This window comes from Bacillus sp. CCNWLW194 (genome assembly GCF_037120585.1).
Classification (GTDB): Bacteria; Bacillota; Bacilli; order Bacillales; family Bacillaceae_G; genus Bacillus_A; species Bacillus_A basilensis.
This window is the reverse complement of the sequence record NZ_JBBBBL010000001.1, coordinates 108,695-133,520: the sequence shown is the minus strand read 5'-3', so window position 1 is coordinate 133,520 and position 24,826 is coordinate 108,695. Positions and strand designations below refer to the sequence as shown.

Here is a 24,826-nt window from a genome sequence, read left to right as displayed (position 1 = left end):
TGCAACGCAAGTTAGCTGAGTAAAAGGTGGTGAAATCATGCACAGCCAAATGTTAAAAGGTGTACTCGAAGGTTGCATCCTATACATCATTTCACAAGAAGAAGTGTACGGATATGAACTGAGCACAAAATTAAATAAGCACGGATTTACATTCGTAAGCGAAGGAAGCATATATCCGTTATTGTTACGTATGCAAAAAGAAAAATTGATTGAAGGAACATTAAAAGCATCCTCACTCGGTCCAAAGCGAAAATATTATCACGTAACCGATAAAGGATTAGAGCAGCTTGAAGAATTTAAACAAAGCTGGGGAATGGTTTCAACGACCGTGAACAATTTATTACAAGGGGAGTGATAGGAATGAAAGCGAAAGATTTAATCGAACTAAATAACCAAAAGCGTAAATTATTAACTACAGAAAATGAAACCGCCTATAGTGACATGTTAATATACATCCGCTTGGCTAAAGTGCCAGAATACCATGCGGAAGAACTGCTAATTGAAATTCTAGATCACCTTATTGAAGCGCAGCAAGAAGAAAAAACTGCTTATGATATTTTCGGCGATGACTTACAGGCATACTGTGACGAACTAATTGCTGCCCTACCGAAGCCAAGTTTATGGGAACAATTATCAATCCCTTTATTTATAACTAGTTATTTGTTAGCAATATACTTTGCTATTTCTTCCGTAACTGCATTGGTATTCCCCTTATTTTCAAATGAAACACGTTTTAAATTTGTACACATTGATTTCATTTATCTACTTGCATTTATACTGTCCATACATCTCATCATACGTTTTATTTTCGACTTTATTAACACTGATTTATTTAAAAATAAAACAACTATTTGGAGGCAACTAGGAAGTTTTTTAATACACCATAGCCTATGGATACTATTAATCGGTATTTCCTTTTTCTTTATTAAACAGCCCTATACTACATTACAAATCTCACCTTGGATCGGCACTTTACTGGCCATCTCTTGTTATGCACTATATAAACTCTTCTACAAAAAAGAATATTTAGACTTCAAAAAGGAGTAACGATATGATGACTGAAAAAGAAATGGTTAAGTTAAACAATGAAAAGAGAAAGTTATTAACAGCCGAAAACGAAGCTGCTTATGGTGATATGCTTATATATTTACGCCTTACTAACGTTCCACAAAAGCAAATGGAAGAATTACTTTTAGAAATATTGGATCATCTTTTAGAAGCACAAGAATACGGTAAAAATGCACATGATATTTTCGGAGAGGATTTAAAAGCTTACTGCGATGAATTAATTAACTCTTCAAAGCATCAAAATTCTTTCCAACAAGCTGCTGTTATTGGGTTTGCAGTTAGTTTATTATTAGCTATTCAGATTGGATTCGATACACTCACTACTCTTATACAAAAACTATTTTCAGATACAAACACTTCAAGAATTCCATTTAGTATTCCTGGAACAATAGTATCTGCTACCGTTTTAACAATTGGTGCTTTCATAACTTTTTCTTTATTTAGACGTTTCTCTTTTACAATCTTAGTTTCCTGGAAACAAAAAGCACTCCTCTTATTATCAGTATTTATACCTTTTGTCTTATCAGTTTTTGCAAACGTATTTTTCAAAACACGACCATACTTATTTTATAATTTGTCTATTTGGCAAGGTGCTCTTATTACAATTTCTTTTTATATTCTGTACAAATTTTTATATAAAACATCTAAATTTTAACAGCCCTTCAAAAGGCTGTTTTTCTTCTGTCTAATTTTACAAATTGAAAAATTTCATAAAGAAAATAAGAAAAATGCAAAATAATTAAAGTTAATTGTTGACGTGATGCTTTTATTATCGGTATCATAAATCTTCGTGAGCAATTATTTTTCGTTATACGATTTTTTTATTATTACTGAATTTTTGAGAGGAGAAATTAGATGTCAGTTAAGAAGAAAACGCAAGTACGCACCGGCAAAATGGTACGTGAACTAATGTTAGCAGACGAAGATGTAAATGCTTCGCTAATTATGGTATATAGTGAAAACGGTGTAAACGCAGAAATTAAAATCGAGGGCTTAACGCCGAAATGTAACGAAGAATTATTTTTGAGCGGAAACGTGGATTGGAACAAGAGTGTTATTTATAAAATTGTCGATTTCACTGGAAACGCTGAAGTTGGTAAAGTTACATTAACAGCGATGAACAAAAATAATGTTTCTCTAGAGATAGAACGCGTTATGTGGAGTAAAGAAAATAAAGAGGCTACTGAACAAGAAGAAACAGTTGTAGAAGCTACTCCGAAAAAAGAAGTAGTTGTAGAAGCTCCAAAAGCAGCTGCACCTGTTCTTACACCTAAGCCTACTCCGGTATCGACACCGAAGCCAGTAAGTGTAGAAGCAGCTGTGGAATTATCTACTCCAGCACCTGTAAAAAAAGCAGTACCAACTCCAGTTACAAAGCAAGAGACAGCACCGGTCGCTCCTGCAAAACCGAAGCAACCTGCTTTAACTGAAACAAATTCAAAACTACAAGAAAATTATGTGAAACTCGTGAAAAAGACAATTGAAGTTTGTCAAGATTACGAGCTTGGCATCGACATAGATGATTCTATTGAAGGATTAAAAAAAGAGCTACAAAGCCAAGGTATTAGCGTTACATTTGACAAAGAAATTATGGACGTTGTCAATCGCCTTCGTTCTTTACAAGATAAAGGAATCAAAGTAGAAAAAGTACTTAATTTACTATAAAAAAATAAAAGGTGGCAATTGCCACCTTTTATTTTTTATAATTCCATTCCTTACTTTCATACTTCTCTTTTGCTAATGTTTGCACTTCATGTAACTGTTCTTCTGTTAATTCATACGGAACAAGCTCTACACCTAATCCTTTTTCAAAACCAACCTCAAACGCTTTAATTAACTGCTCGATTGTAAACGTGCGGTCTGTTAATTCATTAATCGCTACTGCTTTAGAAGAAAACATACTCTTCATACGCTCTTTTACACGTTCATTCGGGAATAAAAACAAATCGTATAATTCATCTAAATCTATTTCTAATGGAATCGATCCGTGCTGTAAAATAACACCTTTTTGACGTGTTTGCGCACTACCTGCGATTTTTCTTCCTTCTACTACAATTTCATACCAAGACGGTGCATCAAAGCATACGCCTGAACGTGGATTTTTTAAATTTTCACGATCTGCTTCTGTTTTTGGAACTGCATAATACGCTTCTAACCCTAATGCTTTAAAACCATCTAGTAAACCTTGCGAAATAACACGATACGCTTCTGTAACTGTTTTTGGCATATTTGGATAATCTTCAGACACAATAACACTGTACGTTAATTCTTTATCATGTAATACACCCCTGCCGCCCGTTTGACGACGAACGAATCCATATTTTTTTTCGTTAACTACGTCCATATTAATATCTTTTTCAACACGCTGGAAATACCCGACTGTTAATGTTGGTACTTCCCATTCATAAAAGCGAATGGTTGGCGGCATTTTCTTTTCACTTTGCCAATTTAATAAACATTCATCTAACGCCATATTAAATGCCGGTGAACATTGACCAGAGTTAATATAACACCATTTTTCTTTTCCCATCCTGCACCTCATATAACCAATTATTTTTCACATTCTCTAGTCTACCAAATTCGACAAAATTTGTGAAAGAATACGAAATTTCTTCTTATTATGCAAATGAATCTGTTGCATAAATACATATGGGCATTATAATATTGAAAGTAGGATAAGAAAAAAGGGAGCGATAGAATCGTGTCAACAACTTGGATTATTTTATTAGCCGTAATCGTAGCGTTCATCGGCTACACTGTATGGATGTATTTCTATCAGAAAAAATTAATTAAAACTCTTACAGAAGAAGAATTTCGCGCTGGCTACCGTAAAGCTCAGCTTATCGATATTCGCGAAGCAGACGAATATAACGCAGGGCATATTTTAGGCGCACGTAACATTCCATTATCACAAATTCGCCTTCGCCATAAAGAACTTCGTCAAGATCAACCTGTTTACTTATACTGCCAAAGCGGATTCCGTACAGGTCGTGCAGCTCAATACTTAAAGAAACAAGGCTACAAAGATTTCTACCAATTACAAGGTGGATTCAAAACGTGGACTGGAAAAATTAAAAAGAAATAATAACATACAAAAACTAGCTGAATCATTCAGCTAGTTTTTTCATTTCATATTGTTGGCAATGTATAATAAATTTTGCTTAATGACATCCTCATCATTCTCTTGTACATTACGATACAACAGTTGATATTCAATCCCCTTTTCCTTCCAAATAAGCGTAGCAAATTCTTCTCCTCGCTCGAAGTCATCCTTATTTTTAAAATAAGCCAATGCTCCATTATTCAATTTCATTTGTTCTTGAAATCGCTTCTCTTCCACGATATTCGGAAAACTATAAGGAAAGTTCGCAACATTTAACTCAATATACTCATTTCTACCTGGCTCCTGCTGTTTATATTTAATCGTTAAGACAGCATTCTTTTTCCCAATCGTTCTTACTTCACCCTTTACATCACTCGTAATGTCATACGGTAAAAACGCCGGAACTTTAAACTTCACTGGAAAATATTTTGGAAGCTCCTTCAGCGGAATTGGATCCGTAACACGATCCATAACTCCCCCTGTTGTTCCCACAAAGTTTTTTTCTTCTTGCATCGTTTGCTGAAACGAACACGAACTTAGCACTAGACTAGAAAACACGAAACAAATGATTCTTTTTTTCAATTTGTTTCCGTCCTTTCTTCATACCGCTCTCTTTATGAACGAGGCGTTAATGCCCGATTGGTGGGGGCTAATAATCTGCGGGGATGCCCCACTGATTAAAGTTTCACTTTGTATGCTATTCATATTCGCTCCATTAACAAACTCCTCCTTTGAAAACTTTCCACGTTATTCTCACACATTCTGACAAAACTTTTTTGTAAATAAAAAAGGCCCTATCATTCTCACGCCCAAATAAAAAGGTTACGCGAATAAAAGGAAGCCTTATTTATAACATAGTTTGTGAAAAGCTTTTCAGGTCAAGATTTTTTCATTCTTATTATTTTCCCTTTATAATAAGGGTAAGAGGTGATACATATGGCCAATATAAAACAAATTGCAAAAACCGCTGGTGTATCCATATCAACTGTTTCCCGCGTCCTTAATAATCACCCTTACGTAAAAGAAGAAAAACGTAAGCGTGTTCTAGATGCTGTTGAAGAATTGAACTATGCAAAAAATATAAATGCTATTCATTTAATAAAGGGAAAAACATATACAATCGGTGTTATGCTCCCTTTCATTAACCTTCCATACTTCAGTACCATTATTGAAGGAATTGGAAACGAAGCATTAGCAGCTGGATATCACATTAATTTATGTCAAACAAATTACGATAGCATTGAAGAAATTCGCGTTCTTGAAATGATGAAAATGAAACAATTCGACGGAATGATTATTTGTTCTCGAACGAGTTCGTGGGAACAAATTGAAGCTTTCGCAAAATTTGCCCCCATTATTTCATGTGAAAAAATGAAGCATCCCCTCATTTCATCCGTCTACGTAGATCACTATGAAGGCTTCCGTCTCGGCACTACATATTTACTAAGTAAGGGCCATGAAAAAATCGGAATCTGTTTAGCAAGAAAAACGAGCGCAAATTCTATGGAGCGCGAAAAGGCATTTGCTGATACACTTCGTAACGAAGGGAAAACGTTACATCCCGAATGGATTTTTCATCAATGCTATACAATGCAGGACGGAGCACAAATACTTCATCGCATTTTAAATATGAAAAATCGTCCAACCGCTATTTTCACGGCAAATGATCAAGTTGCAGCTGGTTTATTAACTGAGGCAAAAAAACAAGGCATTCGAGTACCAGAAGACCTTGCTATCCTTGGATTTGATAATCATGAAATTTCAAAGGCGTTAGAAATTTCAACAATTGAACATCCTGGTCTCGCAATGGGCTCACATGCGTTTTCTTTATTCCATAAACAAACCCAAAGTGAGCAAATTATCGGGAACGCAAAAGAACTTTCATTCCATTTAATTGAGCGAGATACTGTCTAAAAAGAGCGTTACCTATAGCGCTCTTTTTCAGCTCTTCACCTATTGACTTTATATTTTTACTCGCATATAATTAACCTAACGAACGGTAGGTAGGGGATGAAAATGACAGCAAACCGCATTAAAGCTGTAGCACTTTCTCATTTCGCACGCTACGGCTACGAAGGAACTTCATTAGCAAATATTGCTCAAGAAGTTGGGATTAAAAAACCATCAATTTACGCACACTTTAAAGGAAAAGAAGAGCTATATTTTATATGCTTAGAATCCGCTCTTCAAAAAGATTTGCAAAGCTTCACGGGCGATATCGAAAAATTTTCAAATTCGTCTACTGAAGAATTGCTCTTACAATTACTAAAGGGCTATGCAAAACGATTTGGTGAAAGTGAAGAATCAATGTTTTGGTTACGAACTTCTTATTTTCCGCCCGATGCATTTCGCGAACAAATTATTAATAAAGCAAATGTCCACATTGAAAACGTCGGAAAACTATTATTCCCTGTATTTAAAAGAGCAAGCGAACAAGATGAGCTGCATAATATTGAAGTAAAAGACGCCTTGGAGGCTTTTCTATGCTTACTGGACGGTCTTATGGTTGAACTACTATACGCAGGTTTAAATCGTTTTGAGACTCGTTTAGACGCTTCTTGGAAAGTATTTTGGCGCGGACTTTCAAACTGACGGATTGCTCCTTTGCAATGCGTCGTTTTTAAGCCCTTTACCTAACGACTGGTAGGAAGGAGAAATGACATATGGCTTGGATTTATGTAATCATAGCTGGTATTATTGAAATCTTTTGGGTGATTGGACTAAAAAAAGCGGAGGCACCACTTGAATGGGCTGGTGTTGCGCTATTAATTACAATTAGTTTCGTCTTATTATTTAGAGCTTATAAAGATTTACCTGTCGGTACTGTATACGCAGTCTTTACAGGAATTGGAGCTGGTGGAATCGTTCTTACAGAGATTTTCATCTTCGGAGAACCTTTCTCTATTGTAAAAGTATTATTAATTGGTTTAATCTTCTTTGGCGTAATTGGTCTAAAACGAGTAACAGAAGAAAAAGAAGCGAAGGAGGCCGCATAAAATGGCTTGGGTATTTTTAATTCTAGCTGGTATTTGTGAAATTATTGGTGTACTCTTTATGAAAGTAGCCACTGAAAAGAAAGGCTGGGCACCAAAACTTATTTTAATCGCTAACTTCGGCGTAAGCTTCTTCTTCTTATCTCTTGCGATGAACACATTACCGATGGGAACTGCTTACGCGATTTGGACTGGAATCGGAACTGCCGGTAGTGCACTTCTAGGCATTCTAATTTTCCGCGAATCAGCGGATTGGCGTCGTCTTGCCTTCTTAAGCTGTATTCTATGCGGTGCTGTTGGCTTAAAACTATTAAGCTAACGTGAGGTGAATGTCATGTGGAAAGAAAAAGGAAAACAAATGTTAGCATGGATTACACTTGGTATCGTCATTCTATTACAAATAAGTTTTCATATAATAGAATGGTTGTTTCATAAAATAGTATTCATTCTCACATTCCTTCCTAACATGACAATTGAAATGATATCAATCGTTTGGTCCATTATTGCCTCCATTGCAATCGTCATTATATGGAGTATCGCCAAGCTTTGGAATAAGTTATTTAAAAAGGACAGTTCTTCTGAAAAAGAGTAACTGTCCTTTTTTTATATTCATTCAGACTTTCTGTAAAAATTTGATGAGATAAGACAAAGAAGACCAACGATGACAATACTTATACCAATTCCCTTATGCAAATTAGGAAATGGCGATGGTATATCTGAATAAAAATTTGCTAATATGAGACCGATTGAAAATAAAAGTACCCCTATACTATATAACCATTTTCTTTTATTCATCATTCTCCCCTCCTAAAATTTTTCATACACTCCTTTCTTTTGGACATACTACCTAAAAAAGGAGTGGATAATATGCAAAATTCTATACATAAGCAAATCCTATTTTTATTTTTCCTCTTTCTTATTCTCGTTATCGTTTTCAGCTTTATATTACATACTCCAAAAGATGTTGTACCGAATAGCCTCTCTGTTTATAAACTCTTACTTTCCTATTGTTGTTATTGAAGAAGGTGCCTTTTATAGGGCACCTTTTAAAATTCTCTTTTTTCATAAAGCTTTACCGAAGCAAGTACAGATAAAAGCAACATACAAATTGAACAAATTAACAATACTCCATTATGTAAATGAATTTGTTCTATGTTAATTTGGAAGAACATTTCTACAATAACAATCGGCGCCATTAGTATAAAAAGCGTAATAAAAATAGATTTTTTATCTCCTAGCCAAAACGATATCGGTAAGACAAGACTTAAATATATAAAAACAAAGGCAGTAATCGTAACTAAAGCTGTCGTAATAAATTCAAATCCCCCGCCTGCAAACCGAATAATCCCTAAAGGGCTAGACACTATCATACTTATAATAAAAATAATAAGTGCCATTATGTATTTAGCTACTACAATTTCTTTTTTTGCTAGCGGTAAACTATTTAACATTACTTCACCATCATATTTTTTATCATCATTAAATGTTTTTAAAATTGCCATAACTGGAATTATAGCAGACATAATTACGTAAAAGCTTTTAATATCTGTTAATGTCATATACAAGAAAAGAGGATATATTAAGTACCATATTAAATGCTTCCATTGCATAATAAAATCTTTTATTATGAGTTGTCTCACGATTACTCCTCCCCTCATAGATCACGCTCATTATATAAGCTAATTGAAAGCAACATGGACATAACATACAAAAGGATGAGTCCTGCTATAAAACAAATATTTACGACTAGACTCGTGCTCCAAGCATTTTCTACATCTAACCAGACGTTACTTACAATCAGTCCACTTAAATACCCCAACGCTAGTCCGGCGAACGGAGCAATTTGTTTTGCACTGCTATATCCTACTGAGAATTCAATCGGAAGTACAATTATGCTACAAACAAACCCACCTGTTATACCTCCGAGCATTTCTCCCCACAGCTTAAATCCAGTCATCTGTTCATTTTGTAACTGTATTAAACCAACTACTAGTGAGAAACATCCACCTAGAGCAACTAAAATACTTACAAATATGTATTTCCCTATTACAATATCTCTACGCTCAAACGGTAAACTATTTACTATCGTTTCACTTTTATTTTTCCCCTCATAACTCATTGACAGTACCGTTCCAAGAAAAGGTATAGATACGCTAATCGTCATAAGGAAGCTATCACTACGAAAATCAACAATAGCAAGGAAAACCAAACATATAAGATAAACAAACCCTAATTTTCTTTGCAAGATCATATCTTTTAAGACGAGTTGCTTGATCATGTATTACACCTCCTAATATGAAAATGTCCCTTCTATAACTCTACCTCCTGAAACATCTTCATTGAGAGAATCATTGATATGAATATGCTTACTAACACTCCGGTTCCAAGAACACCCATTGCTAGTGTAGCATCTTCAGATTGAAGTACTTTTAACATAATTGTTTTATCACCAAAAACATTGCACATAAGACCGATCATACTTGTTAAAGGCAAAACCATAATAACATTCAAAACAGAAGTAGCTTTATATCCTCCAATGTAATTAGCAGGTATCGTTACAATACAATAGATCAAAGTTGCTACTATTGCTGAAAATATTGCATATCCAGGCATGACTATATCCCTGCCCAATAAAATATTCCCTAATATTACGACTATAAAAGTTACACTCAAACCAACCATAATAAATAATGTGCTTGAAATATATTTAGCTATAACTATCTCTTTTCTCGTTATAGGCAAACTCACTAATACTTTTTCTGCTTTACTTTTCTCTTCATAATAAAAAGAAATATATATAATCGTACTACATGTTATAAATAATCCTATTGCAATCCCCATTGGTTCGACGGAATCCTTAAAAATAGATAAAATAGGGATTAAAAAATAGAAAGGAAACATCTTCTTCTGTAAAAAAAACTCCTTCAAAATCAACTGTTGCATATGAATTCTCCTCTCTATAAATCACGCGTTTCATAAATTTTAATTGTCAGTAGCATAGAAACGATATAGACACTAGCTAGTGTGATTAATCCAACTATAAATATGCCAAAATGTAATGGATTCATAATCCAATTTATAAATGGTGGTGTAGCTTGGTTCAGATCATCACTAATAAACATCCAAAGAAGTACACCAATCCCCATTGCTGCCGCTGATACTATACTTCTCATGCCCTTTGATTTTGTACCATAATAACTAGGAAAAAATGTCGCCACAAATACTAAAGAATAAATCACTCCACTTACCACTACATACCATGGAATTTCAATATAAAAATTAGGATGATATACACCAATATCATCAATAACAGCGATACCTCTTAAAAGGAATACAATTATCATAGTTGAAACCATGGCACCGACAATAAATATTGCACAGGAAATATATCTAGCAATAATGATATCCTTCCGACTTACTGGTAAACTATTTATAATAATGTCACTTTTATTTCTTTCATCCATAAAGGTTAACGTCATAACGGAGGAAAGGGTTATAAATAGACAACTCATTGGAAATAAAAATTCACCACTTGGCTCTAACATAAAAAACAAAAGGGGCATAACAAAATTCACTAACCACATGACCCGAAAAAAGAACAAATCTTTATATACGAGCTGACGCATAGGCACTTCTCCCTTTCGCGGTGTAAACGATAATATCATCTAATGTAGGCTTTTCTAGTACAACCTCATTCCCAAACCAATCTATAATTGCTTGTTTATCTTTCGCTAAACCTTCGAAACTAAATTTATTTTTTCGTAATCCAACAAATAGTTCTTTTCCTTCTCGGTCTAATAAATCATTACTTCCTTTTACGATTACGTAGTTCTCCATTAAGTCTTCTTTTTCACCAGTAAATATAATTTCTCCATCATTGATGAACGTAATATAATCTGCGATGCGCTCTAAGTCTGTTGTAATGTGCGTTGAGAATAATACAGATACTTCATCTTCCATTACAATTTCTTGCAACATATCAAGCAATTCGCTTCGAACAACTGGATCTAATCCTGCTGTCGGTTCATCCATAATGATAAACTCTGCGTGATGCGAAAGCGCGATGGCAATCGCAAATTTCATTTTCATCCCTTTTGATAGTTCTTTAATTTTTTTATACTTCGGAACTTGCAATCTATGCATATACGATTGATACTGCTCTTCGTCCCACTTTTTATATAACGGTGCAATAATACGCTTCATTTGTTCACACGTTAAATCTTCGTAATAATGATTTTCATCATAAACAAAGCCGATATTTTGTTTTATTTCCTTTTCGGCTTTCTTATTGTCCTTGCCAAAAATTTTTATATTGCCACTCTCTTTTCTAATTAAATTCATAATCATTTTGATTGTCGTACTTTTCCCGGCCCCATTCGGTCCGACAAATCCCATAATATATCCTCGTGGTAATGTAAAACTTATATTTTTCACTGCAAAATCTTGATAGCTTTTACAAACGTTTTTTAGCTCTAACATTCCTTATTCCCCCTCATATAAACACGCAATCATCTGCTGTAAATCTTCAAGTGACAGCTGCAACGCTTTACTTTCATTCACAATCTCTTCCACTTTACTTTCCAATAGACGTAGTCGCTGTTCTTTTAGTAGTTCATTATTTTTACGTGAAACATAAGTCCCCTTCCCAGCAACAGTTTCTATATATCCTTCTTTTTCAAGCTCCTCGTACGCACGCTTCGTTGTAATTACACTAATTTGTAATTCCTTCGCTAAGCTACGAATAGACGGTAATTGATCTCCACCCTTTAAACCACCATTTAAAATAAGCTGGCTTAATTGTTTTCTTATTTGCACATAAATAGGGTCTTGGGAAGAATTCGAAATAATAATATTCATGTTTTCCTCCAGTGTGTGTATATACTGTGTATACCTTATATATACAGTATATACACAACATCCTATTTTTGGCAAGAAAAAAAGACCAACATTTTCCTGTTGGTCTTTCGTATATGTATCACTTTTCAAAGCGATCTAACATCTCATCTCTCATTCCGAAACTCACTACCGCAATTCCTACATACATAAATAGAAGGAACGCCGGATGAACTGTGTTGTACCAAGTGCTATCAACAATTAAATAAATCGTTAATGCCACAACAAGAACAAACGCTAAGATAAACATATAAAAGTGTCTTGTACTACCCATGATAAACTCCTCTCTTCTCACTTCACCATTCAACAGTATATTTTATCGAATAATTCGATATGACTCAAGGTTAACTTTCTGTTATGTAATCAAGTTCCACCTTTACAATGTCCTCACACGCTATTGAAATGATCGTTCCTTGCTTATCAATTGCCGTCACTTCTCTATTATCCATTACACGATGCGCTACTCTTTCTAGCACTTTTCCTTGATCTCGGTAACAAAATTCTTTTACATCTTTAATCGTTTTTCCGTTTTCTAAATGGTATATCATTCTATAACACCGATATCCCACATTTTCACCCCCAGCTTGCTCGTTTTTTCACATATACATAAAAATGAGTAATTTTTCCTCATCACATCTTCTTAATTTCAATAAAATTCTAACAAAAATAAATACTTTTATCAAACCGACTTTTTCAACAAAATCACCTATAAAACCGCTTCTTTACAACATTATGAAACAAAAAATATAAAATTTTAACATTTTCTTCACTACTTCTGCATAAAGTGAAACTTTAATCAGTGGGGGTTTTTGTTCATCCCCACTGATTATTAGTTGAACCAATCGGACATTAACGGGCAGTTTCTCCATACAAAAAAAGAACTCGCACATAGCGAGTTCTTCCCTTGTTATTCTAATCAAACTTGTACAGGAGCTAGCTTTTCATAACGTAAAACTGGTTTACGAGCAGCCAATGTTTCATCCAAACGTTTAATTACCGTTGTATGCGGCGCTTCTTGTACAACTTCTGGATTTTCTTCTACTTCTTTAGCAATTTGAATCATCTTATCAATGAAACCATCTAATGTTTCTTTTGATTCTGTTTCTGTCGGCTCAATCATAATACATTCTTCCACATTTAATGGGAAGTAAATTGTTGGTGGATGGTAACCGAAATCAAGCAGGCGTTTTGCGATATCTAATGTACGTACACCAAGTTTCTTTTGACGACGACCTGATAATACAAACTCATGCTTACAATGTCTATCGAATGGAAGATCATAGAATGGCGCTAATCTTCTCATCATATAGTTCGCATTTAATACCGCATACTCCGTTACTGCACGTAGTCCATCTGGACCCATAGAACGAATGTATGTGTATGCACGAACGTTAATTCCGAAGTTACCATAGAATGGTTTTACGCGCCCAATTGCTTCTGGACGATCATAGTTAAAGTGATAGCCATTTTCCGTTTTCTCTAAAATTGGTTTTGGTAAGTACGGAATTAAATCAGCTTTCACACCTACTGGACCAGAACCTGGGCCACCGCCGCCGTGAGGACCTGTAAATGTTTTATGAAGGTTTAAATGCACAACGTCAAATCCCATATCTCCTGGGCGTGCTTGGCTTAATACTGCATTTAAGTTTGCACCATCATAGTATAATTTACCACCTGCGTTATGGACGATTTCTGCCATTTCTAAAATGTTTTCTTCGAATAAACCTAATGTATTAGGATTTGTTAACATAAGTGCTGCTGTTTCTTCGTTTACAACACGTTTTAAATCTTCTAAGTCAACAAGACCATTTTCATTTGATTTTACTGTAATTGTTTCAAAACCAGCTACAGTTGCAGATGCTGGATTCGTTCCGTGAGCAGAGTCAGGCACAATTACTTTCGTACGGTTAAAGTCACCATTTGCTTCATGGTATGCACGAATTAACATTAAGCCTGTCCATTCTCCGTGTGCACCAGCTGCTGGTTGTAAAGTAACAGTATCCATACCTGTAATTTCGATTAAATGCTCTTGTAAGTCATACATTAATTCCATTGCACCTTGTACTGTCTTTTCATCTTGAAGTGGATGAATATTTGCAAATCCTGCGAAACGAGCTACACTCTCATTGATTTTCGGATTATATTTCATCGTACAAGATCCAAGTGGATAGAATCCAGAATCAACGCCGTGATTACGGTTTGAAAGTGCTGTATAGTGGCGCATAATATCAAGTTCAGATACTTCCGGTAGCTCTGCATCTTCTACTCGAATATAATCGCTCTCAAATACATCTTCTAGTTTCACTTCTTCTACATCTAATTTGGGTAAGCTATATCCTACGCGTCCTTCTTTAGTCACTTCAAAAATAAGTGCTTGGTCTTGGTTCTTCATTGGATAGCCCCCATTTCATTTACAAGTGTGTCAATTTCCTCTTTTGTACGAAGCTCAGTTACTGCTACAAGCATATGGTTCTCTTGCTCTTTATAATCACGGCCTAGATCGTAACCGCCGATAATATTCTTTTGTAATAATACATCGTTTACTTCTTTCACTGGACGTTTGCAATCTACAACGAACTCATTGAAGAATGGTCCAGCAAATGTTACTGTGAAGCCTTTCGCCTCGAATTGACGTTTTGCGTATTGTGCTTTAGAAATGTTTTGACGTGCCATTTCTTTCACACCTTGTTTTCCAAGTGCTGTCATTGCAACAGAAGCTGCTAATGCATTTAACGCTTGGTTTGAACAAATATTAGATGTCGCTTTATCACGACGAATATGCTGTTCACGTGCTTGTAACGTTAATACAAACCCACGTTTACCATCTGAATCTACAGTTTGTCCAACAAGACGTCCTGGAATTTTACGCATAAATGCTTTCGTTGTTGCAAAGTAACCACAGTGTGGTCCACCGAACTGCGTTGGGATACCAAATGGTTGTGCATCACCGATTACAACATCAGCACCAAATTTTCCTGGTGGTGTTAATGCGCCTAATGATAATGGATTTGAAGAAACGATAAATAATGATTTTTGTTGATGAACGATTTTTTCAATATCAGCTAATTTTTCAACTTGTCCGAAGAAGTTTGGATATTGAACGATTACACAAGCAACTGTATCATCTACTTCACTTTGTAATACGTCTAAATCTGTTACACCATCTTTATGATTAATTTCAACAACTTCAAGATGTTGACCTTTTGCATACGTTTCAAGTACTGCTCTTGATTCCGGATGCACTGCACTAGATACAAGAATTTTCTTTTTGCGAGTATGGCCAGCCGCTAGCATTGCCGCTTCAGCTAAAGCTGTACCACCGTCGTACATAGAAGAGTTTGCTACATCCATTCCTGTTAACTCACAAATCATTGTTTGGAATTCAAAGATTGCTTGTAATTCCCCTTGTGAAATTTCTGGTTGGTATGGCGTGTAAGCTGTATAAAATTCTGAGCGAGAGATAACATGATCTACAATTACTGGAGCGTAATGATCGTATACGCCTGCTCCTAAGAAAGAAGCGTATTCTTTTAAGTTAGCATTTTTACTAGCCATTTGAGATAGCTCTTTTAAAAGCTCTGGCTCTGATTTTGCCTCTTTAATTTTTAAATCCCCTTTAAAACGAACACTCTCTGGAATATCAGAGAATAACTCATCAATCGTTTGAACGCCGATCGTTTGTAACATTTCTTTTTTGTCTTCTTCTGTCATTGGAAGATAACGATGCAACATGAAATCTACCCCTCTCCCCGTTACTTTGAACGTTTATAAAATGGTGTTGGAACAACTACTGCTTTGACGCGTTTATTACGAATTTCAATTTCTACTTCTGTATCAACTGCTGCGTATTTTACATCAATTAGTGCTAAACCAATGCTTTTCTTTAACGTTGGAGATTGTGTACCACTCGTTACTTCCCCGATTTTTTCTTCTCCAATAAATACAGGGTAATGTGTACGAGGAATTCCACGTTCAATTACTTCGATGCCGACTAACTTACGAGGCGCACCGTTTTCTTTTTGCTCTTTTAAAGTCGCTTTTCCAAAGAAGTCTGCTTCTTTATTTGGTTTTACCGCAAAGCCAATTCCAGCTTCAATAGGTGTAATATCTTTTGATAATTCTTGACCATAAAGTGGTAATGTTGCTTCGAAGCGAAGTGTATCACGAGCACCTAAACCACATGCTTTTAAACCTTCTTCGGCTCCAACTTCAAGAAGCTTCTCCCAAAGCTTTGCAGCATCTTCACTCTTACAGTAAATTTCGAATCCATCTTCACCTGTGTAACCTGTACGAGATACAAGTGCTGGAATTCCATCTACAAGAATATCATTTTTAAATTTAAAGAACTTAATTTCTTTCAAATCTTCTGACACAACTTTTTGTAAAATGCCTTCTGCTTTTGGTCCTTGAATTGCAAGCTGTGCAACTTCACTAGAAACATTGACTACTGTCGTATCGCCAATTACATGGCTAGCTAACCATTCGTAATCTTTCTCGATATTTGATGCGTTGATAACTAATAAATAGTCTTCTTCACCACGTTTGTAGATTAATAAATCATCTACTGTACCACCATTTTCGTAGCACATAGCTGTATATTGTGCGCCTCCTACCTTTAAGGTAGATACGTCATTTGTAACAACACGTTGTAAAAATGCTAAACTATCTACACCTTTTACCTCAACTTCTCCCATATGAGACACATCGAACAAACCTGCCGCTGTACGTACAGCTTCATGTTCTTCTTTAATGCTTGAAAATTGAACTGGTAACTCCCAACCACCGAAGTCGATTGTTTTCCCACCATACTTCGCGTATACATCAAATAACGGTGTACGTTGTAATGTAATCATGCTCTCTCCCCCTTATGCTCTGACAAATCAATAAAAGTTGTTTCCCTTATCTAAACATTTTCACTCTGAAAAGATAGGATATACGGAATCTCATTACATTTTTTTATGAAAGCGTAAATAAAAAATCACTTTCTTGGATAAAATACGAAAGATTCCATACATTTCACACCATTATCCTAACATTATTCGCTATATTTCATCAATATTCTAGCATAAAAAATAATTTAGAATTTTTCATTCTTAATCTTATTAAATACAACTTTCAAAATTTAGCCCTTTATCTTTGCCTATTCTTTAACTTTTAGTATGTGTAATAGCGCCTTGTTACAAGGCTTATATAATAAAGATTTTTTCATAATTACTTTAGTTTATAAAAGGTGGGAGAGTCATAATGAATGTCGATATTTCCGTAGATCGGACGTGGCAAAACAATTTTTTAAATAGAATTGACGAAGATGGCCCTTGGACAAACTGGGATTTATATCATTTAGCTTATGAAACAGAAAAATCGTTACTTGTTCCTACTTTCGATGGACTACAAGCACCGAAACATTTATCCCATTTCACACCGCTTCCTCATCAATTAGAAGTCGCTCAAAATGTCATTGAACAAATGAATGGCAAAGCGATTCTAGCAGATGAAGTAGGGCTTGGAAAAACGATTGAAGCTGGACTCATTTTAAAAGAATATATGGTCCGCGGCCTTGTGAAAAAAGTACTTATACTCGTCCCAGCCTCTCTTGTATCACAATGGGCATACGAACTAAATACAAAGTTTTTCATACCAGCTGTAGCCCAAAAGAAAAGCTACTCGTGGGAACAAGCCGATGTGATTGTATCATCAATTGATACTGCAAAACGTTCACCACATCGTGATATCGTTTTGAACTTAGAATATGATCTTATTATTATCGATGAAGCGCATAAACTTAAAAATAATAAAACAAAAAACTATGAATTTGCACAACGATTAAAAAAGAAATTTTGTTTATTATTAACCGCTACTCCTGTTCAAAATAAGATTGATGAAATTTTCAACCTCGTTTCTTTATTAAAACCAGGACATTTAGGCAATCAGTCCAACTTTGAAGAATATTACGCTTCAAAAAATCGTTCAGCCGAATCAGATGAAGATTTAAAAGCTCTTATTAATAAAGTGATGGTCCGAAATCGACGTCATAATACTGGAATTGATTGGCCAAAGAGACATGTACGTACAATTTTTATTGAGTTTAATGAAGAAGAGCAAGCTTTGTATAATGATATTGAAAATTGGCGAGGACAAGATGCCTTCACATCCGCTTTCTCATCATTAACTTTAAAACGGGAAGCATGTAGTAGTCGTGAGGCTGTTTACTATTCATTAAAAAAACATGTAGAAAAACGGCAAAAGGAAAATGAACATTACATAAAGGATCCGCATATCGATGTGCTAATGGATAAAATTAATCATATTCCTTTTAACTCAAAAGCAAATAAAGCTCTTGAGCTTATAAAAGAAATTGACGATAAAGTCGTCATCTTCACGGAATACCGAGCGTCACAAATGTACTTACAGTGGTTTTTACAACAACACGGCATTTCTTCCGTACCATTCCGCGGCGGATTTAAACGCGGGAAGAAAGATTGGATGAAGGAACTTTTCCAAAACCACGCACAAGTATTAATTGCAACCGAAGCTGGTGGTGAAGGGATTAACTTACAGTTTTGTAGCCATATGATTAATTATGATTTACCATGGAATCCAATGCGTCTTGAACAAAGAATCGGACGTATTCACCGTCTTGGTCAAAAGAATGATGTTCATATTTATAACTTAGCCACAAAACACACTGTTGAAGAACATATTTTGAAACTGTTATATGAAAAAATCAATTTATTCGAGCGTGTTATCGGTGAACTCGATGAAATTTTAACGAGAATTAATATGAAAAACATCGATGCGCATATTCAAGAAATATTTGCGCAATCAAAAAGCGAAGGAGAAATCCGAATTAAGATGGAAAACTTAACATCTATTATCGACTTCGCGAAACGAAATGAAGCTGAGGTGCAAGGCTATGCAGCAACATGAAATTCATAATTACTTATACAATTTCTTTGAGGCGAATAACTGCGAAATTTTAGAGCGTTCTCCTCAATTATTAGACGTGCAATTAACAATTGAGATGGATAAATTATTAATGAACCGTCCTTTTTATTGGCACTATCTTGAGAAAACAGGAGGCGTACCGAATCCGATGCGCCTTACCCTTATTACGAATCCAGAAAATGAAGAAAATGATGGCGAGCTTATTCACTACGGTTCACCGCGTCTACATCAAATTTTCCAGACGACAAAAGAACTAGGATCTTACATACGTTTATATGAGGACGTACGGCATAACGGGGCAACACATACCCCGCTCCACCCGTGGCTCGGTATAAATATAAAAGTTTCCTACCAATGTGATCGAAAAAAAGACATTCTTCACTCCATTGGTATTCATCTCATTTCTGGAACAATGATGGCAAACTTTCATGACACATTAACTAAAATTAAACTTACACCAAAAATACCTGACTTTTGTTTTACACTCTCACCTATCATTAAACCGCAAAGTGGTTTACAACGTATAGAGGACGCTTTAAAAAGTATAATTGCAGAAGATGACCATACGTGGGCGAAAGAAGCAAGAGTGCGCTGGAATCACGATTTAGATCTTTTAAATCGTTTTTATGAAGAAAGTGATGAACTTCCTGAAAGCTATGAAATTGAAAAACAAGCCTTGCAAGAACAGTATGAACCACGCATTACAGTGCAAATTATTAACGGTGGCCTTTTTTATGTTACCGCGAATCATTTCCTCTCTTAAAAAAGCTCCTTCTGTTTTAGAAGGAGCTTTTTTTGAGTTATCCTCTATCGCCATTACGCTCTTGCTGTTTTTGTTTTGCCAAACGTTTTTGATGTGCGCGATCTTTTGCGCTCACATGATTTGCATCAGTTGGTAGATTTTCTTTTGAACGGCCAATTCCATTGCTCATATGTCCCACTCCTTTTTATATCTTTCAAAATACACCCTTATTTTCAGCTAGAGGCACCATCCTTATACAAAAAAATAAGAGCAGCCATCGGCTACTCTTATTTACTCACTTACATATTTTTGAAACATATCATGGATGCCTTTATTTACAAGGTTCGAGATCTGTTCGTCAGATTTATTCGGATAACGATCACGTAATCTGATAGATGCCTTCACCATTAAATTTTCTAATACAGAACGGCCACCTTCTCCATAAATAATTTCAGCATACTTAACAAGCCTTCCATCCTCTACTGTTGCTGGATTATGATTGAAGAAAAATTTACTCATTGTCTCCACCTCTCTCTTTTGATAACGTTTACATTTATATAGATTATTTATGTTATTTATTTCACAATATTGTATGCATGTATATTTAATTAGTTTCATTATAAAACAACATATCGATCGTAATTATGTGATTTTCCGTCCATTTTGTGAACAAAATAAAAATGAAAGCGTTTCCTTTATTATATACTAAAAAAACTTACTACGCTAGGGGCAATTTTTTTCAATCTACTAATCATATACTTTTTCTTTTTTCACTAAACCTTATACAATTTTCAGAAATTATATTATAAAATATATGTATGACTTAAGGAGGCTCTATATGAATCAAAATAAAAAAGCTATATTAGATCTCGTCTTTTATCTCGTAATCCCATTCCTCATTTGGAAATTTGCGAAGCCTTATATCGATCCTTATTACGCGATGTTACTTTCCTCTGTTCCGGGGATTATTTATACACTGTATACCTTTAAAAAAGAAAAACAGTTTAACGTAACAGGGTTCTTTATTTTAATTACACTCATTTCGAATACGACAGTAGATTTATTATCTGGATCAGCTGAACGAATGTTGTGGAACGATGCGTATTATCACATCGTACTCGGTATTATCGTTATATGTACAATTTTTATAAAAAAACCACTTATGTTATATTTCGCAGCAGATATTGCCGCACTGCAAGGCCATGACCGTGATAAAAGTCGTGAACTGTATCGTGATAGTCGTATCTATCCTGCACTACAATATTTAACGCTATTTTTCGGGCTACAATTCATATTAAAAAGCTTCCTGAAAATTTATTTCATCTCTTTTTTCGGTGTAGATGGCTATGGTGAAATGAGAGCGATTATGACTGCTGTCGGCTGGGGCATTTCTATTTGTATCGGCATAGGATTCGTATGGGTAAACAATAAAATACATGCTGTTACAGAAGAAAAAGAATCCGTGCAGTAAATACAAATCCCCTAGTAGTATGATGCTACTAGGGGATTTGTATTTTGCTAGACATATTACGGAATAGTTAACTTGATTTTTTTCGTTTATCTTTTACGTTTCGATAAAACAAAGCAGCACTCAGCGGCATCACACCAAACCACTTATTCATAAATGGCTCTTTTTCAGCACGGCGTTGTTCTTTCTTTTGTTTACGATCTTCTTTTGGAGCATCCATATACGACACAAATTGCTGTGTCACAAAGCGAACATAATCATTAGTAGACATATTATCATCACCTCTACTTGATTAGTATGTCCACTTTCTTATTCATTAATCTTTTCTTTTAATTCATTCATAATTTGCTTTACCGACTTATTTGTCGTATCGATATGAATATGTGCTTCCTCATAATACGCTCGGCGCGATTCAAATTTCATTACAAATGCCTCTATATCTTTCTTCTGAAATAGTGGACGTGTCGTATCTTCACGAAGCCTTTCTGCAATTACATGTGGATCACAATACAAGTACACAACAGTTCCATTTTCCTTCATCCACTTTCGGTTTTCCTCTCGTTCAATGATTCCGCCGCCAGTTGTAATAATGACATTATAACTGGGTAGTGAACGTAACATTTCACTTTCATATTCCCGAAAAGCCATTTCGCCTTCTTCGGCAAAAATATCACGAATCTCCTTCTCTTGCTTCTCTTCAATTTTTTGGTCTGTATCTACAACATCCATATGAAGTTCTTTACTTAATGCTTTTCCAATTGTTGTTTTCCCAGCTCCCATATAACCGGTTATGTATATAGATTTCATGTTCGTTCCTCTCAATCGTCATGTATTATTTGTTATTATAACGAAAGATTACATTATTGAATAAAAAAACGTCTTGTTCTCCTTATACAATGAAGAACAAAACGTCACATACACGCTCTTACTTATAAGTACCTCTTCTCACCCACTGCGTTGCAATCCATTTCTCACCTTTCGTTACAGGTGCCCCTCCGTGTAACGTAAGCTCATTTAATGAATGGTCTTGATAGAAATACTCAAAGTATACTGCCATTCCCTTTCTAGGGTTCACAGAAAGATTTAATTTCGGAAAGAACGTTTCTCCGCCTTCTTCTACATCATTTAAGTACATGACAAGCGTACTAATACGATTATTAGTAGCTGATCTACTATGTTCCGCAAAATAATCATAGTGCGCTTTATATTGTTGATCCACTTCATAATTTAAAATGTGTAATCCTTCTCCATGCGACGCAGGAACATTCATGATAGATGAAATTCGTTTTTCAATCTTCGCAGTAAGTTCATTATCGTCTAAAAATGCACCCTTACTCGTTCGAATATCATTTACATCACGTGATGAACCAACTTTTGAACGCGCCAATTTATTTTTAGACAATTCAATTAATTCTTCACATTCTTCATCACTTAATACATTTCCTAACACGACAATAAGAGGTTCTTCGAATCTTGAAATAATTTGTATTTCCCTATCTTCCGTCATAATTACATTTCCTTTATGATCAAAAATAGTTTGTTCCTTATTTTCACCTATTTGATTGTTGTTTGTCATTTCCCTATTCTCCCTAAAATAATGATTGGATAGCATGAATATATCATATTCTTTCTACCTTTCTCTTTTTTGAGAAAATTTAAACTTTTAATTATTTTATTTATCCATTTCCTTTAAAAAAATAGCCTATTTTTAAATGAGAAATCATGGTTTTTTATCCATATATTTTACATACTATCCTTCTATCCAATCGAATATTTTCTCATCTTTTTTTCTATACCGAAAGCTTACTTTATAGAAAACTTCTTGTTTTATTTTGCACTGCAATGAAACGAGAATAACATCGTTTTCAAAAACGTAATTCCCACTTGCTTCGCCCTTTTCATAATGAAAGAAAAAAGTATCTTCCTTTTCTTTTTGTTGTAAGTCTTTTTTTATATTTGTAATAGATCGATTTAATAGTTCCTCCAGTACAAATTTTTGCTCTATTTCAGTATAAAAATTTTTATCTATACGCAACATATTCGTTTCATATACAAAGAACGAAGTTAATAATACAAGAAAAATGATTGTTCCTGGCATTGTAAATCCATCTTGTTTTCTCATGTATTTATTTCCATTTCGCTATATCTTACAGCTACACCTTCATATATTTTTCCCCTCCTATCTTTCACATTTATAAAAAGCAAATGAGATGTTACTTCATACGAAACCATTTCAACATTTTGTAATATAACTTCTCTTCCACGCATATTCACTTTTCTTACAAGACGATTATTCATTTTTTCATACGTCACTTCATCTCCAGTGCGAAGACGGAAGCGCAACATACTATCTTTATTCTCAGGAACTATTTTTTCTACAAATGATACTTCACGAAACTCTAACTGTACTTGTCCTAAAAATACATCCCATTCCCAATTATTTAATCCTTTCGACTGTTTGTTTTCTATTCCGATAAAATTTAAACGTGGCAAGAGTAAAAAGAACAGTGATAACAGAAAAAAACATACGATCATTTCTATTAATGTAAACCCAGCTTCTAATTTATTTTTTCCCCTGCATAAAAACATTGTTCCATCCTTCTTCCTTTCACATCTCTCCACATAGCACAAACTTCATTTCCTCCCCAATATGTGTAATATACATTTCCGTCTATGACTTTTTCTTTCTGCTGCTTTGCCTCATTCTCATACATATATAAAGCTGCTTCTCTTTTTAATAATACAAATGCCTTATAACGAATTTGTATGTTTTTTCGTTCTTGCATAATCAATACTGTTTGCGGAAGTAGTAAAGATACCGCCATCATTAAGATGCTTAATGCTACAAGCATTTCAGCCATCACTGACCCTTTTTGACATTTCACGATACGTAAATCTCCCTCTGCCAAGCTGAAATACAATATCATATTTATAACTTCGATACGAAAGTAGAATCGTACCACCTCTATTAATATTTCCACTCGGATTATATGTCATCGGATTTGGAAAAGTATTCAAATCAATTTGTATATCACTATCATATTCTCTTTTAATGATAGAAAGATTCGTACTCGACTCTCCTATATAATACATATGTCTATCTTTATGCCAGCGTAATGTATAGTGTTTTTGACGGTTTATCGCTAATTGTTGCATATACAAAATATCATTTGAAAACTGTCTCAAAAATTGTTCGATTTTTTGTTTTTCATATAATGAATGTACGTTATAATACGTGACCATACTTAATACAGAGATTGCAAATAGAACGAGTAGCATTTCTAAAAGAGTAAAACCCTCTTGTTTCACAGTTTCCCACTTGTTACTGTGCCATCATTTGAAATATGAATAGATTCACCATTCGGACACTTATCAGCTGTAATATATTTTTCATCACTTAGCTCTTTTAGCGTAGGAATTTTATTATGTTGTAATTGGTATACTTGTATTTGGGCTTCTATAGATTTCACATAAGCTTTACATCCTTTTCCTTCGACAGATGAACGCTGCGTAACTACATTTGGAATAATTAATAGTAATAATACAGTTATGACCACCATAACTAATAACATTTCTAAAAGAGTAAACCCTTCCTCATTCTGCATGTAAATACC

The 24,826-nt window shown here is 34.7% G+C and carries 38 protein-coding genes; 14 read left to right on the top strand and 24 right to left on the bottom strand.

Annotated elements, in window-relative coordinates:
• The first annotated feature begins 37 nt into the window (after positions 1-37).
• The 4 genes from V7S50_RS00760 (at position 38) to V7S50_RS00745 (ending at position 2,733) form a co-directional block, all read left to right on the top strand.
• Positions 38-355, top strand: coding sequence for a PadR family transcriptional regulator (locus tag V7S50_RS00760; RefSeq protein ID WP_000556083.1), 318 nt, complete (start codon positions 38-40; stop codon positions 353-355).
• 5 nt (positions 356-360) lie between these two features.
• Positions 361-1,047 carry a DUF1129 family protein gene (locus V7S50_RS00755; RefSeq protein WP_063222981.1) on the top strand — a complete coding sequence of 229 codons (687 nt, stop codon included), beginning with the start codon at positions 361-363 and terminating at the stop codon, positions 1,045-1,047.
• A gap of 7 nt (positions 1,048-1,054) precedes the next feature.
• Complete coding sequence (locus V7S50_RS00750) at positions 1,055-1,723, top strand: DUF1048 domain-containing protein (protein ID WP_242252203.1); 669 nt, start codon at positions 1,055-1,057, stop codon at positions 1,721-1,723.
• 200 nt (positions 1,724-1,923) lie between these two features.
• A complete protein-coding gene (locus tag V7S50_RS00745; protein WP_242252204.1) occupies positions 1,924-2,733 on the top strand; it encodes a hypothetical protein in 810 nt (269 codons plus the stop codon).
• A gap of 28 nt (positions 2,734-2,761) precedes the next feature.
• Here V7S50_RS00745 and V7S50_RS00740 read toward each other — a convergent pair whose 3' ends face one another.
• Positions 2,762-3,598, bottom strand: a complete 837-nt coding sequence (locus V7S50_RS00740) for a lipoate--protein ligase family protein (protein ID WP_242252205.1) — start codon at positions 3,596-3,598, stop codon at positions 2,762-2,764.
• A gap of 171 nt (positions 3,599-3,769) precedes the next feature.
• On the opposite strand from V7S50_RS00740, the gene V7S50_RS00735 reads away from it, so the two are divergent.
• Positions 3,770-4,153: a rhodanese-like domain-containing protein gene (locus V7S50_RS00735; protein WP_060632246.1), complete on the top strand. Its 384-nt coding sequence runs from the start codon at positions 3,770-3,772 to the stop codon at positions 4,151-4,153.
• Positions 4,154-4,192: 39 nt separating this feature from the next.
• Here the strand turns inward: V7S50_RS00735 and V7S50_RS00730 are convergent, their stop codons facing one another.
• Positions 4,193-4,729 (bottom strand): DNA polymerase III subunit delta, encoded by a 537-nt coding sequence (locus tag V7S50_RS00730; protein WP_242252206.1) that lies wholly within the window; start codon positions 4,727-4,729, stop codon positions 4,193-4,195.
• 378 nt (positions 4,730-5,107) lie between these two features.
• Here V7S50_RS00730 and V7S50_RS00725 point away from each other — a divergent pair, with 378 nt between their 5' ends.
• From V7S50_RS00725 to V7S50_RS00705, 5 genes are all read left to right on the top strand, one after another.
• The gene (locus V7S50_RS00725; protein ID WP_242252207.1) at positions 5,108-6,085 is read left to right on the top strand and encodes a LacI family DNA-binding transcriptional regulator; all 978 of its coding nucleotides are present in this window, start codon (positions 5,108-5,110) and stop codon (positions 6,083-6,085) included.
• Positions 6,086-6,181: 96 nt separating this feature from the next.
• A complete protein-coding gene (locus V7S50_RS00720; protein ID WP_003267456.1) occupies positions 6,182-6,763 on the top strand; it encodes a TetR/AcrR family transcriptional regulator in 582 nt (193 codons plus the stop codon).
• A gap of 71 nt (positions 6,764-6,834) precedes the next feature.
• Entirely contained in the window at positions 6,835-7,167 is a 333-nt protein-coding gene (locus tag V7S50_RS00715) for a DMT family transporter (protein WP_000312339.1), read from the top strand.
• A gap of 1 nt (position 7,168) precedes the next feature.
• Positions 7,169-7,483 (top strand): DMT family transporter, encoded by a 315-nt coding sequence (locus V7S50_RS00710; protein WP_242252208.1) that lies wholly within the window; start codon positions 7,169-7,171, stop codon positions 7,481-7,483.
• Positions 7,484-7,498: 15 nt separating this feature from the next.
• Positions 7,499-7,756 (top strand): DUF3975 family protein, encoded by a 258-nt coding sequence (locus tag V7S50_RS00705; protein ID WP_242252209.1) that lies wholly within the window; start codon positions 7,499-7,501, stop codon positions 7,754-7,756.
• Positions 7,757-7,773: 17 nt separating this feature from the next.
• On the opposite strand, the gene V7S50_RS00700 is transcribed toward V7S50_RS00705, so the two are convergent.
• The 12 genes from V7S50_RS00700 to gcvT all read right to left on the bottom strand — a co-directional run bounded on the left by V7S50_RS00700 (position 7,774) and on the right by gcvT (position 16,910).
• A complete protein-coding gene (locus tag V7S50_RS00700) occupies positions 7,774-7,959 on the bottom strand; it encodes a hypothetical protein (protein WP_242252210.1) in 186 nt (61 codons plus the stop codon).
• 251 nt (positions 7,960-8,210) lie between these two features.
• Positions 8,211-8,804, bottom strand: a complete 594-nt coding sequence (locus V7S50_RS00695) for an ABC-2 transporter permease (protein ID WP_242252211.1) — start codon at positions 8,802-8,804, stop codon at positions 8,211-8,213.
• Positions 8,805-8,818: 14 nt separating this feature from the next.
• Entirely contained in the window at positions 8,819-9,442 is a 624-nt protein-coding gene (locus tag V7S50_RS00690) for an ABC-2 transporter permease (protein ID WP_242252213.1), read from the bottom strand.
• Positions 9,443-9,474: 32 nt separating this feature from the next.
• The gene (locus V7S50_RS00685; RefSeq protein ID WP_242252215.1) at positions 9,475-10,107 is read right to left on the bottom strand and encodes an ABC-2 transporter permease; all 633 of its coding nucleotides are present in this window, start codon (positions 10,105-10,107) and stop codon (positions 9,475-9,477) included.
• 14 nt (positions 10,108-10,121) lie between these two features.
• Positions 10,122-10,790: an ABC-2 transporter permease gene (locus V7S50_RS00680; protein ID WP_242252219.1), complete on the bottom strand. Its 669-nt coding sequence runs from the start codon at positions 10,788-10,790 to the stop codon at positions 10,122-10,124.
• Positions 10,771-11,643: an ABC transporter ATP-binding protein gene (locus V7S50_RS00675; RefSeq protein ID WP_242252221.1), complete on the bottom strand. Its 873-nt coding sequence runs from the start codon at positions 11,641-11,643 to the stop codon at positions 10,771-10,773. Before V7S50_RS00675 ends, V7S50_RS00680 begins: the two co-directional genes overlap by 20 nt.
• Positions 11,644-11,646: 3 nt before the next feature.
• Positions 11,647-12,021, bottom strand: a complete 375-nt coding sequence (locus V7S50_RS00670) for a GntR family transcriptional regulator (protein ID WP_097950576.1) — start codon at positions 12,019-12,021, stop codon at positions 11,647-11,649.
• Between the two features lie 118 nt (positions 12,022-12,139).
• Positions 12,140-12,331 carry a hypothetical protein gene (locus tag V7S50_RS00665; RefSeq protein ID WP_000535935.1) on the bottom strand — a complete coding sequence of 64 codons (192 nt, stop codon included), beginning with the start codon at positions 12,329-12,331 and terminating at the stop codon, positions 12,140-12,142.
• Between the two features lie 70 nt (positions 12,332-12,401).
• Positions 12,402-12,605 carry a DUF3929 family protein gene (locus tag V7S50_RS00660; protein WP_000639160.1) on the bottom strand — a complete coding sequence of 68 codons (204 nt, stop codon included), beginning with the start codon at positions 12,603-12,605 and terminating at the stop codon, positions 12,402-12,404.
• 368 nt (positions 12,606-12,973) lie between these two features.
• Positions 12,974-14,449, bottom strand: a complete 1,476-nt coding sequence (gene gcvPB / locus V7S50_RS00655; RefSeq protein WP_016086298.1) for an aminomethyl-transferring glycine dehydrogenase subunit 2 — start codon at positions 14,447-14,449, stop codon at positions 12,974-12,976.
• The gene (gene gcvPA, locus V7S50_RS00650) at positions 14,446-15,789 is read right to left on the bottom strand and encodes an aminomethyl-transferring glycine dehydrogenase subunit 1 (protein WP_063222969.1); all 1,344 of its coding nucleotides are present in this window, start codon (positions 15,787-15,789) and stop codon (positions 14,446-14,448) included. Before gcvPA ends, gcvPB begins: the two co-directional genes overlap by 4 nt.
• A gap of 20 nt (positions 15,790-15,809) precedes the next feature.
• Positions 15,810-16,910, bottom strand: a complete 1,101-nt coding sequence (gene gcvT, locus V7S50_RS00645) for a glycine cleavage system aminomethyltransferase GcvT (RefSeq protein ID WP_063222968.1) — start codon at positions 16,908-16,910, stop codon at positions 15,810-15,812.
• 391 nt (positions 16,911-17,301) lie between these two features.
• Here gcvT and V7S50_RS00640 point away from each other — a divergent pair, with 391 nt between their 5' ends.
• Together V7S50_RS00640 and V7S50_RS00635 are read left to right on the top strand one after the other, a co-directional pair.
• Positions 17,302-18,984, top strand: a complete 1,683-nt coding sequence (locus V7S50_RS00640; RefSeq protein WP_063222967.1) for a DEAD/DEAH box helicase — start codon at positions 17,302-17,304, stop codon at positions 18,982-18,984.
• Positions 18,971-19,765: a YqhG family protein gene (locus tag V7S50_RS00635; protein WP_063222966.1), complete on the top strand. Its 795-nt coding sequence runs from the start codon at positions 18,971-18,973 to the stop codon at positions 19,763-19,765. Before V7S50_RS00640 ends, V7S50_RS00635 begins: the two co-directional genes overlap by 14 nt.
• Positions 19,766-19,802: 37 nt before the next feature.
• Here the strand turns inward: V7S50_RS00635 and V7S50_RS00630 are convergent, their stop codons facing one another.
• Positions 19,803-19,934 carry a hypothetical protein gene (locus tag V7S50_RS00630; protein ID WP_063222965.1) on the bottom strand — a complete coding sequence of 44 codons (132 nt, stop codon included), beginning with the start codon at positions 19,932-19,934 and terminating at the stop codon, positions 19,803-19,805.
• 101 nt (positions 19,935-20,035) lie between these two features.
• Positions 20,036-20,263 carry a hypothetical protein gene (locus tag V7S50_RS00625; protein ID WP_000032702.1) on the bottom strand — a complete coding sequence of 76 codons (228 nt, stop codon included), beginning with the start codon at positions 20,261-20,263 and terminating at the stop codon, positions 20,036-20,038.
• Between the two features lie 73 nt (positions 20,264-20,336).
• On the opposite strand from V7S50_RS00625, the gene V7S50_RS00620 reads away from it, so the two are divergent.
• Positions 20,337-20,453: a GTP pyrophosphokinase gene (locus tag V7S50_RS00620; protein ID WP_242252302.1), complete on the top strand. Its 117-nt coding sequence runs from the start codon at positions 20,337-20,339 to the stop codon at positions 20,451-20,453.
• A 129-nt stretch (positions 20,454-20,582) separates the two neighbouring features.
• On the top strand, positions 20,583-21,215 hold the full coding sequence (locus V7S50_RS00615) for a VC0807 family protein (RefSeq protein ID WP_242252223.1): 633 nt from the start codon (positions 20,583-20,585) through the stop codon (positions 21,213-21,215).
• Positions 21,216-21,282: 67 nt separating this feature from the next.
• Here V7S50_RS00615 and V7S50_RS00610 read toward each other — a convergent pair whose 3' ends face one another.
• The 8 genes from V7S50_RS00610 to comGC form a co-directional block, all read right to left on the bottom strand.
• Positions 21,283-21,483, bottom strand: a complete 201-nt coding sequence (locus V7S50_RS00610; protein WP_000106080.1) for a YqzE family protein — start codon at positions 21,481-21,483, stop codon at positions 21,283-21,285.
• Positions 21,484-21,521: 38 nt separating this feature from the next.
• A complete protein-coding gene (gene aroK, locus V7S50_RS00605) occupies positions 21,522-22,019 on the bottom strand; it encodes a shikimate kinase AroK (RefSeq protein ID WP_242252225.1) in 498 nt (165 codons plus the stop codon).
• A 118-nt stretch (positions 22,020-22,137) separates the two neighbouring features.
• The gene (locus V7S50_RS00600) at positions 22,138-22,788 is read right to left on the bottom strand and encodes a prolyl hydroxylase family protein (RefSeq protein WP_063222963.1); all 651 of its coding nucleotides are present in this window, start codon (positions 22,786-22,788) and stop codon (positions 22,138-22,140) included.
• Positions 22,789-22,962: 174 nt separating this feature from the next.
• Positions 22,963-23,334 (bottom strand): competence type IV pilus minor pilin ComGG, encoded by a 372-nt coding sequence (comGG, locus tag V7S50_RS00595; RefSeq protein WP_063222962.1) that lies wholly within the window; start codon positions 23,332-23,334, stop codon positions 22,963-22,965.
• A complete protein-coding gene (comGF, locus tag V7S50_RS00590; RefSeq protein WP_242252226.1) occupies positions 23,331-23,801 on the bottom strand; it encodes a competence type IV pilus minor pilin ComGF in 471 nt (156 codons plus the stop codon). Before comGF ends, comGG begins: the two co-directional genes overlap by 4 nt.
• Positions 23,771-24,073 carry a competence type IV pilus minor pilin ComGE gene (gene comGE, locus V7S50_RS00585; RefSeq protein ID WP_242252227.1) on the bottom strand — a complete coding sequence of 101 codons (303 nt, stop codon included), beginning with the start codon at positions 24,071-24,073 and terminating at the stop codon, positions 23,771-23,773. Before comGE ends, comGF begins: the two co-directional genes overlap by 31 nt.
• Complete coding sequence (gene comGD, locus V7S50_RS00580) at positions 24,066-24,521, bottom strand: comG operon protein ComGD (protein WP_242252228.1); 456 nt, start codon at positions 24,519-24,521, stop codon at positions 24,066-24,068. Before comGD ends, comGE begins: the two co-directional genes overlap by 8 nt.
• On the bottom strand, positions 24,518-24,817 hold the full coding sequence (comGC, locus tag V7S50_RS00575; RefSeq protein WP_063222959.1) for a comG operon protein ComGC: 300 nt from the start codon (positions 24,815-24,817) through the stop codon (positions 24,518-24,520). The genes comGD and comGC overlap by 4 nt, the downstream gene beginning before the upstream one ends.
• Positions 24,818-24,826 lie beyond the last annotated feature (9 nt).

Excerpts from the sequence above, each read along its gene's own strand:
- gcvT (WP_063222968.1), bottom strand. The coding sequence starts at position 16,910 with ATGATTACATTACAACGTACACCGTTATTTGATGTATACGCGAAGTAT.
- V7S50_RS00745 (WP_242252204.1), top strand. The coding sequence starts at position 1,924 with ATGTCAGTTAAGAAGAAAACGCAAGTACGCACCGGCAAAATGGTACGT.
- V7S50_RS00660 (WP_000639160.1), bottom strand. The coding sequence starts at position 12,605 with ATGATATACCATTTAGAAAACGGAAAAACGATTAAAGATGTAAAAGAA.
- V7S50_RS00750 (WP_242252203.1), top strand. The coding sequence starts at position 1,055 with ATGACTGAAAAAGAAATGGTTAAGTTAAACAATGAAAAGAGAAAGTTA.
- V7S50_RS00710 (WP_242252208.1), top strand. The coding sequence starts at position 7,169 with ATGGCTTGGGTATTTTTAATTCTAGCTGGTATTTGTGAAATTATTGGT.
- gcvPA (WP_063222969.1), bottom strand. The coding sequence starts at position 15,789 with ATGTTGCATCGTTATCTTCCAATGACAGAAGAAGACAAAAAAGAAATG.
- comGG (WP_063222962.1), bottom strand. The coding sequence starts at position 23,334 with ATGAGAAAACAAGATGGATTTACAATGCCAGGAACAATCATTTTTCTT.
- V7S50_RS00755 (WP_063222981.1), top strand. The coding sequence starts at position 361 with ATGAAAGCGAAAGATTTAATCGAACTAAATAACCAAAAGCGTAAATTA.
- V7S50_RS00725 (WP_242252207.1), top strand. The coding sequence starts at position 5,108 with ATGGCCAATATAAAACAAATTGCAAAAACCGCTGGTGTATCCATATCA.
- V7S50_RS00705 (WP_242252209.1), top strand. The coding sequence starts at position 7,499 with ATGTGGAAAGAAAAAGGAAAACAAATGTTAGCATGGATTACACTTGGT.
- gcvPB (WP_016086298.1), bottom strand. The coding sequence starts at position 14,449 with ATGAAGAACCAAGACCAAGCACTTATTTTTGAAGTGACTAAAGAAGGA.
- V7S50_RS00620 (WP_242252302.1), top strand. The coding sequence starts at position 20,337 with ATGCATGTATATTTAATTAGTTTCATTATAAAACAACATATCGATCGT.
- V7S50_RS00600 (WP_063222963.1), bottom strand. The coding sequence starts at position 22,788 with ATGACAAACAACAATCAAATAGGTGAAAATAAGGAACAAACTATTTTT.
- V7S50_RS00685 (WP_242252215.1), bottom strand. The coding sequence starts at position 10,107 with ATGCAACAGTTGATTTTGAAGGAGTTTTTTTTACAGAAGAAGATGTTT.
- V7S50_RS00715 (WP_000312339.1), top strand. The coding sequence starts at position 6,835 with ATGGCTTGGATTTATGTAATCATAGCTGGTATTATTGAAATCTTTTGG.
- V7S50_RS00665 (WP_000535935.1), bottom strand. The coding sequence starts at position 12,331 with ATGGGTAGTACAAGACACTTTTATATGTTTATCTTAGCGTTTGTTCTT.
- V7S50_RS00635 (WP_063222966.1), top strand. The coding sequence starts at position 18,971 with ATGCAGCAACATGAAATTCATAATTACTTATACAATTTCTTTGAGGCG.
- comGF (WP_242252226.1), bottom strand. The coding sequence starts at position 23,801 with ATGTTTTTATGCAGGGGAAAAAATAAATTAGAAGCTGGGTTTACATTA.
- aroK (WP_242252225.1), bottom strand. The coding sequence starts at position 22,019 with ATGAAATCTATATACATAACCGGTTATATGGGAGCTGGGAAAACAACA.
- comGE (WP_242252227.1), bottom strand. The coding sequence starts at position 24,073 with ATGGCTGAAATGCTTGTAGCATTAAGCATCTTAATGATGGCGGTATCT.
- V7S50_RS00625 (WP_000032702.1), bottom strand. The coding sequence starts at position 20,263 with ATGAGTAAATTTTTCTTCAATCATAATCCAGCAACAGTAGAGGATGGA.
- V7S50_RS00760 (WP_000556083.1), top strand. The coding sequence starts at position 38 with ATGCACAGCCAAATGTTAAAAGGTGTACTCGAAGGTTGCATCCTATAC.
- V7S50_RS00720 (WP_003267456.1), top strand. The coding sequence starts at position 6,182 with ATGAAAATGACAGCAAACCGCATTAAAGCTGTAGCACTTTCTCATTTC.
- V7S50_RS00615 (WP_242252223.1), top strand. The coding sequence starts at position 20,583 with ATGAATCAAAATAAAAAAGCTATATTAGATCTCGTCTTTTATCTCGTA.
- V7S50_RS00610 (WP_000106080.1), bottom strand. The coding sequence starts at position 21,483 with ATGTCTACTAATGATTATGTTCGCTTTGTGACACAGCAATTTGTGTCG.
- V7S50_RS00630 (WP_063222965.1), bottom strand. The coding sequence starts at position 19,934 with ATGAGCAATGGAATTGGCCGTTCAAAAGAAAATCTACCAACTGATGCA.
- V7S50_RS00690 (WP_242252213.1), bottom strand. The coding sequence starts at position 9,442 with ATGATCAAGCAACTCGTCTTAAAAGATATGATCTTGCAAAGAAAATTA.
- comGC (WP_063222959.1), bottom strand. The coding sequence starts at position 24,817 with ATGCAGAATGAGGAAGGGTTTACTCTTTTAGAAATGTTATTAGTTATG.
- V7S50_RS00700 (WP_242252210.1), bottom strand. The coding sequence starts at position 7,959 with ATGAATAAAAGAAAATGGTTATATAGTATAGGGGTACTTTTATTTTCA.
- V7S50_RS00670 (WP_097950576.1), bottom strand. The coding sequence starts at position 12,021 with ATGAATATTATTATTTCGAATTCTTCCCAAGACCCTATTTATGTGCAA.
- V7S50_RS00640 (WP_063222967.1), top strand. The coding sequence starts at position 17,302 with ATGAATGTCGATATTTCCGTAGATCGGACGTGGCAAAACAATTTTTTA.
- V7S50_RS00680 (WP_242252219.1), bottom strand. The coding sequence starts at position 10,790 with ATGCGTCAGCTCGTATATAAAGATTTGTTCTTTTTTCGGGTCATGTGG.
- V7S50_RS00740 (WP_242252205.1), bottom strand. The coding sequence starts at position 3,598 with ATGGGAAAAGAAAAATGGTGTTATATTAACTCTGGTCAATGTTCACCG.
- V7S50_RS00675 (WP_242252221.1), bottom strand. The coding sequence starts at position 11,643 with ATGTTAGAGCTAAAAAACGTTTGTAAAAGCTATCAAGATTTTGCAGTG.